This window comes from Streptomyces sp. NBC_01571, assembly GCF_026339875.1.
In the GTDB taxonomy this organism is placed as follows: domain Bacteria; phylum Actinomycetota; class Actinomycetes; order Streptomycetales; family Streptomycetaceae; genus Streptomyces.
Map to the genome: position 1 here is coordinate 5,719,061 of NZ_JAPEPZ010000001.1, position 15,532 is coordinate 5,734,592.

The 15,532-nt window shown below is 69.3% G+C and carries 16 protein-coding genes; all 16 read right to left on the minus strand.

The window, feature by feature from the left end; all coding sequences use genetic code 11:
- Nucleotides 1-8 precede the first annotated feature (8 nt).
- The gene (locus tag OHB41_RS25785; RefSeq protein WP_266700546.1) at nucleotides 9-2,456 is read right to left on the minus strand and encodes a LamG-like jellyroll fold domain-containing protein; all 2,448 of its coding nucleotides are present in this window, start codon (nucleotides 2,454-2,456) and stop codon (nucleotides 9-11) included.
- A complete protein-coding gene (locus tag OHB41_RS25790) occupies nucleotides 2,456-6,133 on the minus strand; it encodes a hypothetical protein (RefSeq protein ID WP_266700547.1) in 3,678 nt (1,225 codons plus the stop codon). Before OHB41_RS25790 ends, OHB41_RS25785 begins: the two co-directional genes overlap by 1 nt.
- Nucleotides 6,134-6,263: 130 nt before the next feature.
- Nucleotides 6,264-6,749 carry a hypothetical protein gene (locus OHB41_RS25795; RefSeq protein WP_266700548.1) on the minus strand — a complete coding sequence of 162 codons (486 nt, stop codon included), beginning with the start codon at nucleotides 6,747-6,749 and terminating at the stop codon, nucleotides 6,264-6,266.
- Between the two features lie 14 nt (nucleotides 6,750-6,763).
- Nucleotides 6,764-7,270 (minus strand): hypothetical protein, encoded by a 507-nt coding sequence (locus OHB41_RS25800; RefSeq protein ID WP_266700549.1) that lies wholly within the window; start codon nucleotides 7,268-7,270, stop codon nucleotides 6,764-6,766.
- 11 nt (nucleotides 7,271-7,281) lie between these two features.
- Nucleotides 7,282-8,268: a phage tail tube protein gene (locus tag OHB41_RS25805; protein ID WP_266700550.1), complete on the minus strand. Its 987-nt coding sequence runs from the start codon at nucleotides 8,266-8,268 to the stop codon at nucleotides 7,282-7,284.
- Entirely contained in the window at nucleotides 8,268-8,483 is a 216-nt protein-coding gene (locus OHB41_RS25810) for a hypothetical protein (RefSeq protein ID WP_266700551.1), read from the minus strand. The genes OHB41_RS25805 and OHB41_RS25810 overlap by 1 nt, the downstream gene beginning before the upstream one ends.
- Before the next feature lie 28 nt (nucleotides 8,484-8,511).
- Complete coding sequence (locus OHB41_RS25815; protein WP_266700552.1) at nucleotides 8,512-8,976, minus strand: hypothetical protein; 465 nt, start codon at nucleotides 8,974-8,976, stop codon at nucleotides 8,512-8,514.
- On the minus strand, nucleotides 8,976-9,530 hold the full coding sequence (locus tag OHB41_RS25820) for a head-tail connector protein (protein WP_266700553.1): 555 nt from the start codon (nucleotides 9,528-9,530) through the stop codon (nucleotides 8,976-8,978). The genes OHB41_RS25815 and OHB41_RS25820 overlap by 1 nt, the downstream gene beginning before the upstream one ends.
- A 12-nt stretch (nucleotides 9,531-9,542) precedes the next feature.
- Entirely contained in the window at nucleotides 9,543-9,791 is a 249-nt protein-coding gene (locus OHB41_RS25825; protein ID WP_266700554.1) for a DUF7302 family protein, read from the minus strand.
- Nucleotides 9,792-9,852: 61 nt separating this feature from the next.
- Entirely contained in the window at nucleotides 9,853-11,073 is a 1,221-nt protein-coding gene (locus tag OHB41_RS25830; protein ID WP_266700555.1) for a phage major capsid protein, read from the minus strand.
- A gap of 88 nt (nucleotides 11,074-11,161) precedes the next feature.
- A complete protein-coding gene (locus OHB41_RS25835) occupies nucleotides 11,162-11,836 on the minus strand; it encodes an HK97 family phage prohead protease (protein ID WP_266700556.1) in 675 nt (224 codons plus the stop codon).
- A complete protein-coding gene (locus tag OHB41_RS25840; protein ID WP_266700557.1) occupies nucleotides 11,836-12,981 on the minus strand; it encodes a phage portal protein in 1,146 nt (381 codons plus the stop codon). The genes OHB41_RS25835 and OHB41_RS25840 overlap by 1 nt, the downstream gene beginning before the upstream one ends.
- Before the next feature lie 13 nt (nucleotides 12,982-12,994).
- The gene (locus OHB41_RS25845; RefSeq protein WP_266700558.1) at nucleotides 12,995-14,476 is read right to left on the minus strand and encodes a terminase large subunit domain-containing protein; all 1,482 of its coding nucleotides are present in this window, start codon (nucleotides 14,474-14,476) and stop codon (nucleotides 12,995-12,997) included.
- The gene (locus OHB41_RS25850) at nucleotides 14,460-14,735 is read right to left on the minus strand and encodes a hypothetical protein (protein WP_266700559.1); all 276 of its coding nucleotides are present in this window, start codon (nucleotides 14,733-14,735) and stop codon (nucleotides 14,460-14,462) included. Before OHB41_RS25850 ends, OHB41_RS25845 begins: the two co-directional genes overlap by 17 nt.
- A gap of 200 nt (nucleotides 14,736-14,935) precedes the next feature.
- Complete coding sequence (locus tag OHB41_RS25855) at nucleotides 14,936-15,373, minus strand: AAA family ATPase (protein ID WP_266700560.1); 438 nt, start codon at nucleotides 15,371-15,373, stop codon at nucleotides 14,936-14,938.
- On the minus strand, nucleotides 15,367-15,522 hold the full coding sequence (locus OHB41_RS25860; RefSeq protein WP_266700561.1) for a hypothetical protein: 156 nt from the start codon (nucleotides 15,520-15,522) through the stop codon (nucleotides 15,367-15,369). Before OHB41_RS25860 ends, OHB41_RS25855 begins: the two co-directional genes overlap by 7 nt.
- Between the last annotated feature and the right edge of the window lie 10 nt (nucleotides 15,523-15,532).

Below are 15,532 nucleotides of genomic sequence, written 5' to 3' on the forward strand. Positions count from 1 at the left end.
GCGACTCCCTAGTAGGCGAGGCGGGTCGTGGACCCGAGGACGGAGTACACGGAGTCGTCCAGGACCCACACGGAGTCGTTCACTGACGCGCTCGTGTGGAACTGGATGATGTGGCTGCGCTCTTTGAGCGTCTCGGTGTAGCCCTCGACCGTGACGCGGAGCGAGCTCGCGGGTGCCTGTGACGGCAGGTTGTAGACGGTGAAGTAGCTGGAGATGTCGGCGTCGAGGATGGCCAGGTAGCCGGGCATCGTGTACGCCTCGATGACCGCCTCGCGCAGCTCGGGGCCCGGGTTGGCGTACCGGGACACCAGCCAGTACGCGGCGTCCAAGACGCTGTTGTCGCTGGTCTTGAGGATGTTGAGGGTCTGCGGGTAGGCGCCGAACGCGAACACGCTCTGGGGTGCGCTGACCCGCTGGGTGGCCCCGCCGGGCCGGGCCGCTTCGACGGAGTTGACCAGCTTCTGATCGTCGTCGGCGAGGCTGGTCCCGGGCTCCAGGTCGGCGTAGTCGATCGTGAAGGACTCGGCGGCCGGGATCGGGTTGTAGCGCACGTCGCGGCTTTGGTACTCCAGTCCGTAGAAGTCCCGCGCGGCGAACAGGTGGCCGGACTCCGTGGACTCGACCTCCCGCATGCGAGCCACGACCTGCGAGCCACCCTCGCCCTGTGAGGCGATCGGGTCGTGGGTGGTCCCGGCGATCGTCACGGACGGGATGCCCGCATACCGGGCGAGCCGCTGGATCCGCACGTCCGCGTCCTCGCCAGCGAACGCGGTCGTGCCCGCCGTGTAGTGCGGGGTGAGGCTGGCGCCGGTGGACACGCTCACCCCGTACAGGGCGACGTGCGCGACACTGCCGGCCCACAGCCGGGTGTTGCGGTAGCCGCCCACGTGCAGGATCCGCTGGTCGAATCCGTAGGTGACGGCGAGCGCGGAGTCCCGCAGGGTGCCGTCGACCCAGACGGCTCCCGCGTTCTGGTCGTAGATGACGTGGTGCCAGGCCCCGTCTGCGAGTCCGCTGGTCCCGTCGACGGTTTCCACGGTGAGGCTGGTGACGCCCAGGTTCGTCCACTCGATCTGCAGGGCGCCGCTCGCGGACAGGGACAGGACGTGGACGTACCGCAGGTCGGCGCTGGCCAGGCCGAGCATGGCGCGCCCGGTCGTGGTGGTCTGGAACCAGCACTCGAACACCGGCCAGTTCTGGGTGAGCTGCTGTTGGACGGCTGAGCCCATGTCGGCCATGAGCCATTTCCCGGCGGTCGCCGTGGATGGCGTGAACACGGGGACCTGGTCGCCGCTGGCGGGCGGCCCGTCTGTGTTCGACATGGTGAGGGTGCCGCCGGACCCGGCCTGCTGGATGGTGAGCGATCCGGCTCCGAGGCCGGACAGGTCACCGGCGCTGAGGGAATCGGACGGCTCGGTCAGCGGGTAGTACGCCACCGGCCCGGATTCGAGGGTCTCCTCGGTCACCGCGGAGCGCAGGGCCGGCAGGCGGTTGAGCCGCTTGAAAAGGTCCGTGCACGTGATCGTGACGGTAGAGAGCAAGCCTTCCCAGTCGACGGGGAACTCGTTGACCATGCCGTAGAAGCGGGGCCGGATCTCCGCGCCGATGAGGTCCCACTCGACGTATCCGGTGGTGCCGCCGGTGCGGGTCGTGGGGAAGTCCACGGCGTGCGTCTGGCTGGTGACCCAGCTCGGGGTGGCGAGGGTGCGGCGCACGGTCCACGTGTAGCCGTCTCCGGACGTCTCCCAGTACACGGTCCCGCTGGCCTCGCGGACGCGCAGCCACCCGTGGTCGATCGCCGAGTAGGTGAGGTTCACCGCGGAGCCGTCGGCGAAGCTGGTCTGCGACTGGGCGCTGATCACACCGGCGAGCGCGTCGTAGCGCCAGCCGATCCGCGTGCCGGACGTGGTCGAGGTGACCCACATCGACGCGGCCACGTTGGAGCTGCCGTTCACCGCGGGGACCGTGGCGAGCTTCGCGGTGAGCTTGCTGCCGGCCAGCTTCCACTGCCGGACGGAGGTGAAGTTCGTGTCCACGCCCGGTGCGAGCGGGATCCGCAGGCGGCCCTCTGCGGTCTCGGTGGCGCCGCCCGTGGCGACGGGCCACACCGACGGGTCGATGCGGCCGTCGTCGAAAGCGTCGCCGAGCATGGCGAGCGGGTAGGGCGCCGACCCGGACACCGTGGGGATGACCGCCACGGATACCCGGATTGGCGCGTTGCGCCGTACATACGGGTAGTACGGCGAGGCCGCGTTGCCCGGGGTGAAGCGTCCGTCCTGGTTGTCCAGGCGCAGCGTGGCCGAGCCCGGCTGCGTCTCGGACAGTTCGTCGGCCGCGCCGCGGGTCACCACGATCCCGTTGACGATGCCGTCCGCGAACGTGCTGACGTCCGTCCACGTGATGGTCGCGGGGAACTGCACCAGGCCGCCCCAGCCCATCTCTACCAGCAGAGCCACTACCCCACCCCCAGACTGACGTTGGCGCCGTGGTGGCGCTTGAGAGAGAGCAGGCCGCGCTGGATCTCCAGCCAGACGGCCTCTGCGTTGGCGCCCGGCCGTACCTCGACGTTGAGGTTGATGACGGTGGTCCCGCCACCGCCCGCTGCTCCTGCGGGCCGGCCGACGACGGGCTGCGTGCCGGCGACCCGGCCAGTGATGACGCCGAGCGCGCGGTCGAGATGAGGCACGCCCTCGATGAGGCCGCGGGCGAGTCCCTGCGTGGAGTACGAGCCGAGCTCCGCCATGACGCGCGAGGGGCTTTTGATGCCGAGGGCCTTCTTGATGGACTTCTGCATGCCCTTGGCGATGGACATCATCAGCTTCTCGATGTCCTTCTGCTGGCCCTCCAGCCCCTTCAGGAACCCCTTGCCGGCGTTCTTCCCGCTGTCGTACATCCGGTCGGCGCCGACCTGCCCGAGCGTCGTCGTGGACTTGTCGAGCTGCGACTGCAGCGAGTTGATCGAGTTGAAGGTCGCCTTGTCCGCGCCGACCAAGGCACTGGCGTAGGCGTAGCCCGTCTCGGGGCCCATGTTGAGGACCTGCCGAAGGAGACTCTTGTTCAGGCCCCGCTTGGCCAGCTGGTCGATGTACGTCGTGAACTTCTTGACCTGCGCGAGCTTGGCCGCCAGCCCGCCCTTGATGCTGCCCTTGGACACCTCCTCCGGCTGCAGCCCCAGGCCCGACAGCGACGAGCTCTCGCGGGCCGCGCTTGTGAGGTCGGACGCGTACTTCTTCGCGGTGGCGATGGTGCTCGCCAGCTTGTCGCGCTTCGCTGCGTCGGCGAGCAGCTTCTTGGTCTGCTTGTTGACCATCGCGACGTAGCGGTTGTCCTTGCTGCCCGTGAACGCCGTCCAGATGTCCTTGGCCAGGTCGGCAGACACGGACTTGATCTTTGCCTGGGATCCGGTCAGGCCGATGATGAGGCCCTTGCCGACGTCTGCGGCGAGCGCCTTCGTCTTCTTCGACGGGCTGGCGATCTGCAGCTCACCCTTGATACCGGTCGTCACGGCGGCCGCCATCTGCCGGGCCGCCGACTCGACGAGCGAGCCGCCGCCGGTCATGCCGGCCGCGAGCCCGCGGGCTGCCTGCATGCCCGCCGATCCGGTGCCGCCGTCCCCGAGGGAGCCGGCCGCGAGGCGGCCGGTGTTGATGGCGCGCAGGAAGTCGAGCCCGTAGCGGGCGACCGACTTCGCCTTGATGACGAACTCGCCGGCCGACAGCCACGGCGCGTGGACGTCGTCGGACGTGCCCGTGCCGGGGCCGCGGACCAGGCCGCCGTCCGCGTACCGGTTGGCGAACGCCTTGCCCGTGTACAGGCCACCGGTGGCGCCGACCATGTCGTGGACGCTCCCGCCGCCCGAGACGGAGCGCGACGTCGAGTATTCCGTCCGGATTTTGTGGAAGGTCCAGGTCGTGGCGGTCTTCCCGTTCAGGTTCGCCAGCGCCCGTGCCACCGCGCCGATCCCGCCGAGGGCACTCCCGTTCGCCGTGTAGACCGCGGTCTTTCCGTCGGGCAGCGCCCTCGTTTTCAGGCCGACCGCTTCGAGTGCCTTGATCGCGGCGCCGTTGAGCGTGTCCACCTTGATCTGCTTGGCGCCCGGCGTCTTCGTGATCTCCGCCTGCACCGACTGCAGTCCGGCGATCGCCTCTTTGCGCTCCAGCTTGACCATGGTCTTGATCTGGTCTGGCGTGCCGAGCAGCGTGTTGACGTACTCGCGGGCCTTCTTCTTGTTCCCGTCGAACGCGTCGGTCGCCAGCCGCATCATCTCGCTGCGCAGCCGCGACGACTTGCTCGTCATCGAGGCCAGCGAGTCGCCCGCCGCCAGGCCGGACGCGACCATCTCATCCTGAGCCTTGGCGGCCGCCGACATGGCCTGCCCGTTCTGCCGCCCCTTGTCGGTGTGGATATCGAGGGTGGCGCCGTTCTTCTTGAACGATTCCGTCAGGCTGTCCAGCCCGGCCTCGAAGCTGATCTGCGAGTCGTAGGCGCTGCGGTTGACGTCGTTCAGCGCGTTGATGCTGGCCCGGAGCCCGTCCGCGCTGTTCTTCTGCGCGTCGAGCGTCAGCTGCGTCTGGCGGGCCTGGTTGCCGAAGATGCCCATCGACTGCGCCGCCCAGTCCTGCTCGAACTTGGCAGCACTCAGCGACGACTTGTACGTGTCGAGCTTGCTCGTGAAGTCCTTGACATTGCCGCCGCCCTTGACGTAGCTGTCCGAGTAGTACTTCAGGGCGGCTGCGGCCTCTCGCGGCTTGCCGCCCCGCACCATGTCGCTCAAGGACTTGTCGATCGCCTTGATCCGGTCCTCGGCTTCGGTGTGCGGAGTCGAGTCCGCCATGCCGAGCGAGAACACCTTGACCAGACCCTGCTGGAGCTTGTCGGTCGTCGTCGGATCGGAGATGTTCCGGATCGAGCTGTACAGGCCGTCGAGGTTCTTCCCGAACAGCCGGGCGCCTTCACCGGAGTTCTTACCGGTGAGCGCCAGGTTGCCCAGGCTCGTGGTCAGCTTGTCGACGTCCGGGGGTGCCTGCTTCCCGACCTTTGCCAGATTGATCGCCGCGACCGCGACGAGGCCGATCCCGACCGCGGCCAGGTTCATCTTGGCGCCGGTCGACAGTGTCCCGACCGCAGACCGCAGCGACCCCATGCGGGTGCCCGCTCCGATGGCCGCCGTGCCCATCCTCCGGATGGCGTCGGAAACGGTGACGAACCCGCCGGCCAGCAGCTGCATACCGGAGCCAGCCAGGCGCACGGCGCGGATCGCGAGCGCGGTCTGCATCAGCGTGGTGATGAATCCCGTGGGCAGCGAAGCCACCAGCGAGGCCGCGGCGTTCGCGATCTGTAGGAGGCCCACGCCCACGCCGGACGCGGCCTCCAGCAGGTGGACCGCAGCCGTCGCCACGTTCTTCAAGGTGTCCGCGAGGAGCGGCCCCTGCGCGCGCGCGTAGTCCATGAACTGGGAGAAGCCCCCGCCGACCTTCCCCGTGTCGAGGGTCTGGGCGAAGTGCACGATGCCGTCGACGGCCTGGCGCAGACTCGTGGTCGCGAAGTTCGAGAACTTCTCCATCAGGCGGTCGAAGCCAGGGCTGGCCATGCCGCCGGCCGCCAGCGTCACCAAACGGTCCAGCTGTACGGACGCGCCCTTCACCAGCGGCGTCAGCTTCGGCAGAGCAGCCGACGCCATGGCCACACCCTTGGTGAAGACGGGCATGGTGTCCTTGGCCAGCGAATCCGACCAGTCCGAGTACTGCTCCTTCAGCATCGACATGCCGACGGCCGCCTTGCGGGTTTCCGGCGGCAGCTTCGCCATCTGCTGCTGGAACTCGACGTGTGCGGCGATGGCATCCTCGGACGCCGCCCCCGACTTCGCGACCGCATCCTCGTACTTCGTCTGCGCCTTGCTCGCCTCGGACAGGGCGCCGATCTGCGGCACGATCGCCGCACCGAACGCTGCCACCGCCACCGCGGCGGCGCCCGCCTGCGCTGCGAGCGGGGCCAGCGCGGCGGCCGCGGGGATCGCCGCGCCGACCATGGCGAGCTTCTTCTCCAGGTTGCCCGCGGAGTCGCCCGCCTTGTCGAGGACGCGGCTCAGCCGGTCTCGGCCCTCCAGCGTGAACGTCAGGCTCGTGCTGGCCATCACTCACCTCCAGCTGCTTGGGCCTGCGCTTGCGCGGCCACGTGTCGCTCGGCCCAGACCACGGCCTGGAGGAATCGGGTACGCGGCAGCGCTTCGAGCTCGGCGGGGCCGATGTGCAGGAGGTGGGCGATCAGAGGCCAGTACTCGTCGAGGAGGTCTCCGATGCGGCGTCCGGCGAGGGGGCCGGCTCCGGGGGCGTGGCGGCGGCCTGGGCTTTTGGGGCTGCCTCGTCGAAGGCCCGGTCGACGTCGGCCGGGTCGTAGGCCATGACCCGCATGTGCTTGGTCATGCCCTCGACCAGTTCGTCAGTCATCTCCGGGTTCTTCATCAGGGCTTCGACCATGTCGAAGATCTCGGCGTACTCCAACTGCGCCTTGGTGCGGCGCTTCCAGCCGGGCAGGTCGAACTCGGAGAAGCGCAGTGTGGGCTGCTGCCGCTTGCGGAACACCCACAGGACCGCGCGCATCGCGGTCGGTGCCTGGTGGCGCAGCGCGGTGTCGACGTCGTCCCAGTCCAGGCCGGTGGCCGACTCGATGACGGACGACTCGATCGCGGACAGATCGTCGGTGGAGACCTCCTCGACGGTGCCGTCCTCCTGGCGGTACGAAACGATCATCTGTTGCTCCTGGGCTATTCGAGGCGACGGCGCACGTCGTCGAGGATTCGGGCGGCTTCGCGATCCATGCGGGGGCGGCCCTTGCGCACGGTGTTGTCCCACCACAGAGGAGTGGCGTTCTGCTGCACCCAGCGGCGCCGGTTGCCGTACACGGGGTGGCGGATGCGGCCGGTGTTGATGGCGCCCGGCATCTTCCGCAGGTCGGCCGGCAGGCGGCCTTTGTCGACCCAGACGCGGGCGCCCGGGTTGCCCGCGGTGCGGACGCTGATACGGATCGCGTCGGCGATCGTGGCGCGCAGCGGGCGGGTCGTCGGGGATGGTCCGCCCGGGCGGCCGCGGCGCCCCTGCGAGCTGATGTCCAGACCGCGGATCGCGGACTGCAGATCGTCACGCAGGGGCTCGGCGGCGTGCCGTAGGCGGCGCTGCATCGAGGCGCGGATGTTCTCGTGCCCGGCCGCCCGCAGGCGGCGCTGCAGCTCGATGAGGCTGCCGGTGTTGGTGATACGGATGTCGGAGACCACGGGGGGTCACCTCACACAGTGATATCCGTGGACATGTATTCGATCTTCACCGGGTTCGTGCCGTCGTACAGACCGGTGAAGTTGAACGACGGCTTCACGACGTCGAAGCCGTCGACGACCGGGGGGCCCTCGTCGAAGCGGACCGCGGGCAGCGTGATGCGGAACGTCTCGAAGTACGTCGAGGCGATGAGCGGTCCGGTGAACTCCCACACCAGGCTGGTCGCGCCGTCGGAGGTGTGGAGGTCGTCGAGGACCGTGTCGATGTAGTCCGTCTCCAGCGTCCCGGTGATCTTCACCTGGTCGTTCGAGATGGGCTCCTTCTTCAGCCCGGACTGGCCCGCGTAGAAGCGCTCCGTCGCCTGCGGCCGCTCGATCTTCACGGACACCTTGCGGACGCCGTCCCGCGCTACCTCCGAGGAGTACGTGCCGGTCTTCACGGCCATCTGCCCGAAGCGGAACGGAGACATCGCCGGGTAGCTGGCGGTCGCCAGGGTCTGCGCCTCGTCGACGGTCTTGCCGTCGAACTCGAACGACGCGGTGAGCATGCCGCCCACCTCGCACGAGAACTCGCCGCTGGTGACCTTGCAGCCGAGGAACGTCTTGTCGGTCACCGTGCCCGTGGTGAGCGGGACGCCCTTCTGGATCGTCAGGCTCTTGCCCGCCGTGTCCGCGAGGATGTGCGTCTGCAGGTAGGCGGCCGTCGCGACTTGCTGCACCGGTGTGACCGTCGTGCCCATCAGCGCCTGCAGCAGGCCGCCCATGGACTTGTTGACGACCTCCAGGTCGATGGACCCCTGCACCTCTTGGCGGGTCAGGACGCGCCGGGACGACAGGGGCAGCAGGCGGCCGGCCGCGATGCCGGCGCTCTGAGCGGTCGTCTTCTTGAGAGCGAGGCTCTCCTTCGTGAACTCGATGAACTTGGCCGGGGCCACGAACGTCCCGTAGGACGACTCCGGCGAATAGCCGATCTGGGCGCCAAGGCCCGAACCGATCGCCATCAGAGATCAGCTCCCTTCGCGGCACGCGCCGCCTTCTTCGCGTCGGCCGCGGCCTTCATGCCGGGCTCCTCGACGGACTCCCAGGTGGCGGTCTGGCAGACGTAGCCCTCGAACCGCTCGTCGGGGACCTCGACGACGGTGTCCGGCTCGATGAGCCGGTCTCCGAGCTCGGGCACCGTCACCGGCTCCGCGCCCAGGTAGCGCACTCGCGCCATGGCTGTACTCCTTCTTGGGTGGGGTGGATCAGATGCGGGCCCGGCAGGTCACGGCGAAGACCACGCCGACGAGGGCGCCCTCGGCCGTGTCCTGCAGGACGTTGCCCGTTGTGAGCTCCGCCCACAGGACGCTGCCGTTCAGGGTCGGTGCCGTCGGATTCGAGTCGCTGGCGCGCATCGCCTGCTCGACCTCGCCGATCAGGTCGAAGGCGTCGGAGCGGCGGAACGACATGTCCTTGTCGCCGCCGCGCGATTCGGCGTAGCAGGTGATCGAGAACGCCTCGTCGCGGGTACGGGCGCCCGCCGCGTTGAACTGCTGCTGAATCTCAACCGCCTGCTCAGCGTTCGGGGACCATCCGATGTGGATCCGCCGGCGCTGCGTCAGGTTGACCGACGCCGGCCCGTCGACGACGGCAACGTCCTCGAGCGCGGACCGTGCCTGCAGGATCGCGAGCAGCGCGTCGATGGCGGCAGGTACGCGGGAGGTCTGCACTACGCCACCCCCGGCGGAACCTTGTACGGCTCCAGCAACTGCAGGACCCGGTTGGGGATCGCGTAGCCCCAGCCCGGCGCGGGCTCGGTGACGTTGTAGTCGTCGCCGCCACCGATGGAGGACATGCCGCGCGACGCCCCGTACTGCGTGCGCCACAGGTGCTGCAGCAGTATGCGGGCGGCGAGGTTGACGGTCGGCATCTCCTCGGTCCGGCCGGCCGTGTACACGAAGCGCCAAAGGGTCCCGGCGAAGGTGCCGCCGCGGTAGCGGACGATGCCGGTGGCTCCGTCCAGGACGAGCCTGGACAGGTCCAGGGCGTCGCCCTCGTCGACCGCGGGCTCCACCGACACCAGGGCGACGGCGGGGATGCGGGACAGGCACACGCTGGCGCTGCGGCCCTCGATCGTCTCGGTGAACTCCCGGACCTCGACGGGCCCGATGTGCCGTTCGATCGGCGCGGTCAGCGCGTCGATGAACGCCTGCAGCTCGACGTCCTCCGCCGAACCGTCGATGTCGAGCTGGGCCTTCGCCTCTTCGAGGGTGAGCAGCGCCATGAGGACCTCCGCCTACTTCTCGACCGCGGACTTCGTCATGGGTCCCTTGCGGCGGGCGGTGGCGGTCTCCGGCTTCGCCGGGTTGGCCGCGTTCTCCTCGGCCAGCTCTTCGGTCTCGTCCTGGCCGTCGGCCTCCTCGACGAGACCGCCCGCGATCATGTGCCGGGCCTCCTCGTCGGGCAGGTCGACCACGCCGCCCCGCTCGGGCCAGGTCTCGCCGTCGCGGGTCCCGGAGATCGTGACCTTCATCCGAACGCGCATTGCTGTTTCCTCTCAAGCCGAAGGGGCGCCCACGGCCATGGGCGCCCCGGATACGGATGGATCAAGACGCCGCGCCGGTGAAGAGCTTCACGGCACCGGTCTGGTCGATGAGCAGGCCGTCCGCGCGGATGATCGCGCGGAAGGTGACCAGGTCAGAGTTGAACGCGTAGTCGTCCGAGCGCTCGAAGCGCACGCCGCCCGCGAGGCGGACGAAGTACTGCGAGAAGTCGCCGAACGCCACAGACTTCGCGTTGACCGCGGTCCCGGCCACGTTCGGGTCCGTGTGCACCGGCTTGCCCAGCAGCATGTCCGGCGCCCCGACCTGGATCGACGGCTGCCACAGGTACTGGCCCTGAGAGTCCTTCAGCTTCCGCGCGGACCCGAGGGAGGCGTCCTTCATCAGCCAGCCACACGAGGTGCTGTTCCGGTACGGCGCGATGACGCTGTAGTACAGGTCGATCAGGTTGTCCGCGGTGAACGCGCCCGTCACGCCGGTGCCGCCGGTCACGCCCGCGGACGCGGAGGTGATGATGCCGGTCGGCTTGGACGAGCCGTCGCCGGTGATGGCGTGGACACCGAACGCGTTGCCGAGCGCGCGGCCGGCCTGCATGGCGAGGTAGCCCTCCAGGTCGACGCCCGTGTCGGTGAGCAGCTCGGAGGACGCCTGGATCAGGACGCCGTACTTGTACGCCCCGAGAGTCCGCTTGGCGAACGCCGGGTCGGACTCGGAGATGGGCGCGGCCTCCGCAGTGAGCGCGCCACTGGAGTGCGCCGTGGTCACCGGGATCTCGATGCTCTCGCCGGACGCCGTGTTCAGGACGGTGGGCCCGGCCATCATGATCCCGGACACCTCGATGAGGTGCGCCATGAGCTGGCCGTAGAACGTGGTGGGCACGGTGTTGCCGCCGGCCGTCGCGGTGCCCTTGACCAGGTCACGGAACGCGACCCCGTCCGGCTTCGCGATGTCGATGGCGCGCTGCTCGCCGCGCGCCCAGCGGCGGAGCTCGGAGTCCTTCTCGTCCGCCTTGCGGGCGCCGGGCTCCTGCGGCTTGGCGAGCAGGCCGGCGAACGCAGCCTCGGCGTCCTTGGTCCGCTGCTCGGCCTCGGTCAGGTCCTTCACGCGAGCGTCGATGCTGTTGAGGTCCGCGTTGAAGGCCTGGTACTTGCCCTCTTCCTCCGCGGTCAGATCGCGCTTCTCCTTCTCGGCCGTGTCGAGCAGCTCCTTGGCCTGCTCCCACACGTTGGCGCGCCGCTCCTGCAGCGACTTGATGAACGCAGTCACGTTGCCCTCCTGGGCATGACGACGACACCCGCGGCGCGTCGGCCGGGGTGCCTGGTGGATGGAGTGTCGAGGTGGGGTTCGCCCTGCCTCAGAAGGTGCGGCGCCTCATCAGCTCGGCGCGCCGCTGCCGTACCGCCAGAACCGGGTGGGGTTCGCCCTGCCCGGTCGGCGGGATGATCGTGGGGGCCGGGGCCCCGAGGAACCGCTTCAGCTCGCCGGCCTCGGCCGCGGCTCGGACTTCCGCCAGCTCGGCGCCCGTCTTCTCCGCGAGGGAGCGCAGGCCCGTGGACGTGTCCAGGTATGCCGGGTCGTTGACCGGGGCGACGTCGACCAGCTGCCCGGACAGCAGCGTCCGCACGGGGAAGCCGTCGTCCGTCATCGCCCAGTCGTCCTCGAACGTGAAGAAGGCGAACGAGGACTCGGTGATGTCGCCGCGCTGCACCAGCTCGTACACGTCGCCGCGGGCCTGCGGTACGTCGACGCTGTAGTCGAGGCCCGTGCCGTCCGTCTGCAGCCGCAGCGTGCCCGCCCGGGACGTGCCGAGCAGCGCCATGTTGTCGTGGTTGTAGCGGGCCATCACGCGCGGCCAGCCGTCGCCCTCGGACTTCGCGAAGAATCCTGGGTCGATGCGCTCGACGAACCCGCCGAGGTTGCGGGACAGCGTGTTGAACTTCGCCGCGTATCCGCCGATGGTCCTGTTGTCGCCGGCCGCCCGGACCTCCACGAGGCCGCGCGTGAACCGACGCTCACTGTCGCCGTTCATCACTTCTCGCTTTCGTCCGGAGCCACCTTGCCCAGTGGCGTGTAGTCCTGCCCGAGCCCGTTGGGCAGGGGCGGCTCGTCCTCGACGCGCCGCAGCTCGTCGATGTTGTGCAGGCCGATCGCCCGGGAGATCCGGTGCGACTGGTAGCGGGTCAGGGTGTCGGTGCGCAGCATCGCGTCGACGTTGAACCGGGCTTCCTCGGTGGGCGGCCGCAGCCAGGAGAACGCGTCCTCCAGCCGGGCCAGCCAGGGGCGCAGTGTCCACGTCAGCAGGTCGATGCTGTTCTGCTCGACCGTGGCGTAGGTGAGGCTGCCGCCCGTCTCGCCGCCGACCTTCTCCGGCGGCACCCCGTAGATTGCTGCGATCTGGTTCGCCGTCGCCTTGATGGTCTCCAGGAACTGCGACTCGTTGGCCGGTACCGAGATGGCCCGGTACTTCACGCCGTTGCCCAGCGCCACGACATCGCGTCCCTCGGCGGCCTCCTTGAACCGGGCCTTCAGGATCGTCGCCGCATCCCGGTCGACGACCATGTCCGTCTCCAGGACGGCGCTCGGGGTGGACCCGTTCGCGAACCAGTCTCGGCCGAACTGGTTGGCCAGCAGCCCGGCCTCCGTCGTCGTCGCGAAGTACGCGATCGGCGACAGCCCCAGGATCTGGCCGGGCACCGTGTAGGCCGGGATGTGGAACAGCTGCCCGTCCTCCAGGCGGCGGCCCTTGTGGTACCAGACGGGCACGGGGGCAAGGTTGTCCTGGATGCTCACGTCGTCCGGGTGGAGCCACTCGATCTGGCTCGGCCAGCCGTCCGGCCCCCAGGCGACGATCAGCCCGTAGGCGTTGCCGCGCAGCGTCAGCGAGGTCATGCACCGGTGCAGCCAGTCGTAGCGCGTACCGACCGCGGCCGGGCGCCGGAACAGCGGGGGCACCGGAGCCCGTAGACGGTCGTCTCCGTCCGTCCGGTAGGACTTCAGGGGCAGGGACGCCACCGAGTCCGCGAGCAGCCGTGTGGCCGCGTACACGGGCCCCAGGCGCAGCGCCCGCTCCTGGCTGTGGCCGCGCAGGACCGCCGGGTCTCCGCCCGAGCCCCACACGTCTTGGTACGAGATCGCCCGCTTCAACGCCGTGCGGCGGAAGGGCCACCACCTCATGTCGTCACCCTTCTCACCACACGCTCAGCAGGATGTCTTTCGGCTCCTCGACCTCGGCGCCGAGCCCCCACTTCGCCAGCGTCACCGCGACAAGCGGGCTGATGTCGACGCTCACGCCGCGGCGGGCCCACGCCCACGCGTCACCGAGCGGCCGCATCTGTGCGCCCGCCAGCGCCGCGGCAAGCGGCGCCTGGTCGAGATGACTGACGGTCTGCTCGATGACCGCGTCGTAGAACTGGCCGCACGCGGAAGCCATCTCGCGGGCCTTCGGCTGCACCACCTCGACGCCGAGGCGCTGCTGCAGCTGCTCGATGATGGAACCGGCCGGCCCGCCGGCGTCGACGACCCAGCACTTCGGCTTCCACCGCTTGTGCAGTTCTTCCGCCCGGTCGAGTAGCCAGCCGGTGCCCGGCCGGTGGTCGACCACCTCGGCGTGCGTGCCGCCCCGCCAGGACCCGGCCACGCCGATCGCAGCGTGGGAGCGCTCGGGCGTCATGTCGATGGCGAACGCCACCTTCTCGCCAGGCTCCGACTCCGCGGCCGCCAGCGCCCGCCAGGCGTCCTCGCCGATGACCTGCCACGTGTCCGCCGTGTCGGACGGGTACACGCCCACACCGAGGCGCTCACGCGCGTACAGGGTGTCGCCGAGCGTCAGCCGCTCGTTCACCGACTTCTCCAGCGTCAGCCGGTACCCGACCGCCGGGTTGGCGATCAGTACCGACTCCGGCGCGCCTACGTCGTCGTGCTCGGTGCAGCCCTGCCCGCACTCGTCGCGGTGCTCGTTGATTGACCACTCGCAGTACGCCAGCGTCGGGTCTGCCACCCCGGACTCCAGGGCGGCCAGCGCGCGGCGGCGCAACCGGCCGAGCTGCACGGACTGGTGGCCGATGCCGGCCGAACCGAGGTACCAGGTCTGTGGGTTCGCGACCGCGGCGAGCGTCGGAGCGAGCGCCGCCATTGCGTCGTCGCCGAGGATCATGTCCTCGTCGAGGACGATGCAGTCCGCCGTGAACCCGCGGCCGGAGCCGCCGGAGCGGGCGATGAACCGCAGGAGCTGCCCCGTGTGCAGCTCGATGCCTTCCTCGCCGACCGTCTGCCAGTACCGCTTAACACGTTTGTGCAGGTCAGGGCATGTGCGGATCAGTCGCTCGATCCGCTTGAACGCGTTCTTCGCCGTCTTGAACTCGTGCGCCGAGTGCAGGATCAGCTGCTCGCCACCGATGAACAGGCCCCACAGCTCGCGGGCCTCGATGATCCCGCCCTTCCCGTTCTGGCGCGGGACGTTGACGCAAACCTCGGAGGCGGCCCAGTTGCCGTCCGCCTTCTCGCCCATGCCCTGGTCGAGGACGAACTGCTGCCACGGGTCGAGCTTCAGCCCGGCGCGGGCCGCCAGGTCGACGGCCTCCTGCCCGGCGCTCGACAGCGCGATGCCCGGCACGGTGAAGACTCGGGGTCTCTGGTGGCCGTACACGGCGCCGTCAGCCACCAGCGGCACGCCTTCGGGCTTCTTCCTGGCGCTTCTTTCGCTGCTCACCAATGTCATCGACCGCGTCCCCCTTCTCCCCGACGGGGGCGAGCTTCCGGAGGTCGGCCATGATCGAGCGCAGCTCACGGGCAGTAACGGCCTTGGCGGTGGCGGCGTCCGTGCCGTCGATGGCCTGCGCGAGATCGAAGGCGACGGCCGCCATGCCGGGCGACGTCTCGGCCGCGTGGAGATCTTCGAGCTCGGCGGCGATCATGTCGGCGATGGCCATGACCACCTCCACTAATTCACTCGAACCTGGTTCGCGGAAATAGCGGGGCGATCACAGAGAGTGAGGCCACTAATGTGGTCGAACTCAGTTCGCGCGGAATGATCTTTCAAAATCGCCGCGCAAAAAATCGGGCGAGAAGGGCGTTTGGGTCGCCCGCCCTCCCCCTCAAAAAGGGGCCGGGCTCATCTCGTTGATCATGGTCACCACACTCGGGACGCCTGCGGCATCTCGTCTCGGGGCCGGCCGCGCCGGGCGTTGTACCACCGGGTGACGACCCGTTCCATCTCAGGCTGTCGCATGGCCTTGACCCTCTGCATGACGATCTCCCGCCCGGGGTCGATGGTCACGATGCGGGCCTCCAGCCTCTTGTACTTGGCCAGGGCCTTGGCGCTGGGCTGTGTGTGGATGACGTACACGTCGACCTTGTCGAGGTGCTGGTACGCCTCGTTGAGTGCGGCGAAGCGGGCTCGGTGCACCACCCGCATCAGTACGTCACCGTGTGCGTGGTGGTCTGCTCCGGGGCCGGCCATGGCCAGGGCCATCAGGTCCAGGTCGATGACGATGTCGTTGGCCTTGGCGTGATCCTTGATCCAGCTGGACTTGCCCGCGGCCGGCGGGCCGGTGACGACGATCAGCACCGGCCGAGGGCCGGGTCGATGCCGCGGTCTCCGGCGGCGAGCCGCTCGGGTTGCTGGCAGACGTTCCAGTCGCACGGGGTGTCCCACTCCGTGTGCCAGCACTGCACGGGCGGGTCGTCGTCCTCGTCCTCGTCGTCTTCGAACTGCATGGTCACCACC

What these genes read in the sequence shown, in the direction of transcription:
- OHB41_RS25790 (WP_266700547.1), bottom strand. Translation starts at nt 6,133, where the DNA reads ATGGCCAGCACGAGCCTGACGTTCACGCTGGAGGGCCGAGACCGGCTG.
- OHB41_RS25795 (WP_266700548.1), bottom strand. Translation starts at nt 6,749, where the DNA reads ATGATCGTTTCGTACCGCCAGGAGGACGGCACCGTCGAGGAGGTCTCC.
- OHB41_RS25805 (WP_266700550.1), bottom strand. Translation starts at nt 8,268, where the DNA reads ATGGCGATCGGTTCGGGCCTTGGCGCCCAGATCGGCTATTCGCCGGAG.
- OHB41_RS25810 (WP_266700551.1), bottom strand. Translation starts at nt 8,483, where the DNA reads ATGGCGCGAGTGCGCTACCTGGGCGCGGAGCCGGTGACGGTGCCCGAG.
- OHB41_RS25820 (WP_266700553.1), bottom strand. Translation starts at nt 9,530, where the DNA reads ATGGCGCTGCTCACCCTCGAAGAGGCGAAGGCCCAGCTCGACATCGAC.
- OHB41_RS25825 (WP_266700554.1), bottom strand. Translation starts at nt 9,791, where the DNA reads ATGCGCGTTCGGATGAAGGTCACGATCTCCGGGACCCGCGACGGCGAG.
- OHB41_RS25835 (WP_266700556.1), bottom strand. Translation starts at nt 11,836, where the DNA reads ATGAACGGCGACAGTGAGCGTCGGTTCACGCGCGGCCTCGTGGAGGTC.
- OHB41_RS25840 (WP_266700557.1), bottom strand. Translation starts at nt 12,981, where the DNA reads ATGAGGTGGTGGCCCTTCCGCCGCACGGCGTTGAAGCGGGCGATCTCG.
- OHB41_RS25850 (WP_266700559.1), bottom strand. Translation starts at nt 14,735, where the DNA reads ATGGCCATCGCCGACATGATCGCCGCCGAGCTCGAAGATCTCCACGCG.
- OHB41_RS25860 (WP_266700561.1), bottom strand. Translation starts at nt 15,522, where the DNA reads ATGCAGTTCGAAGACGACGAGGACGAGGACGACGACCCGCCCGTGCAG.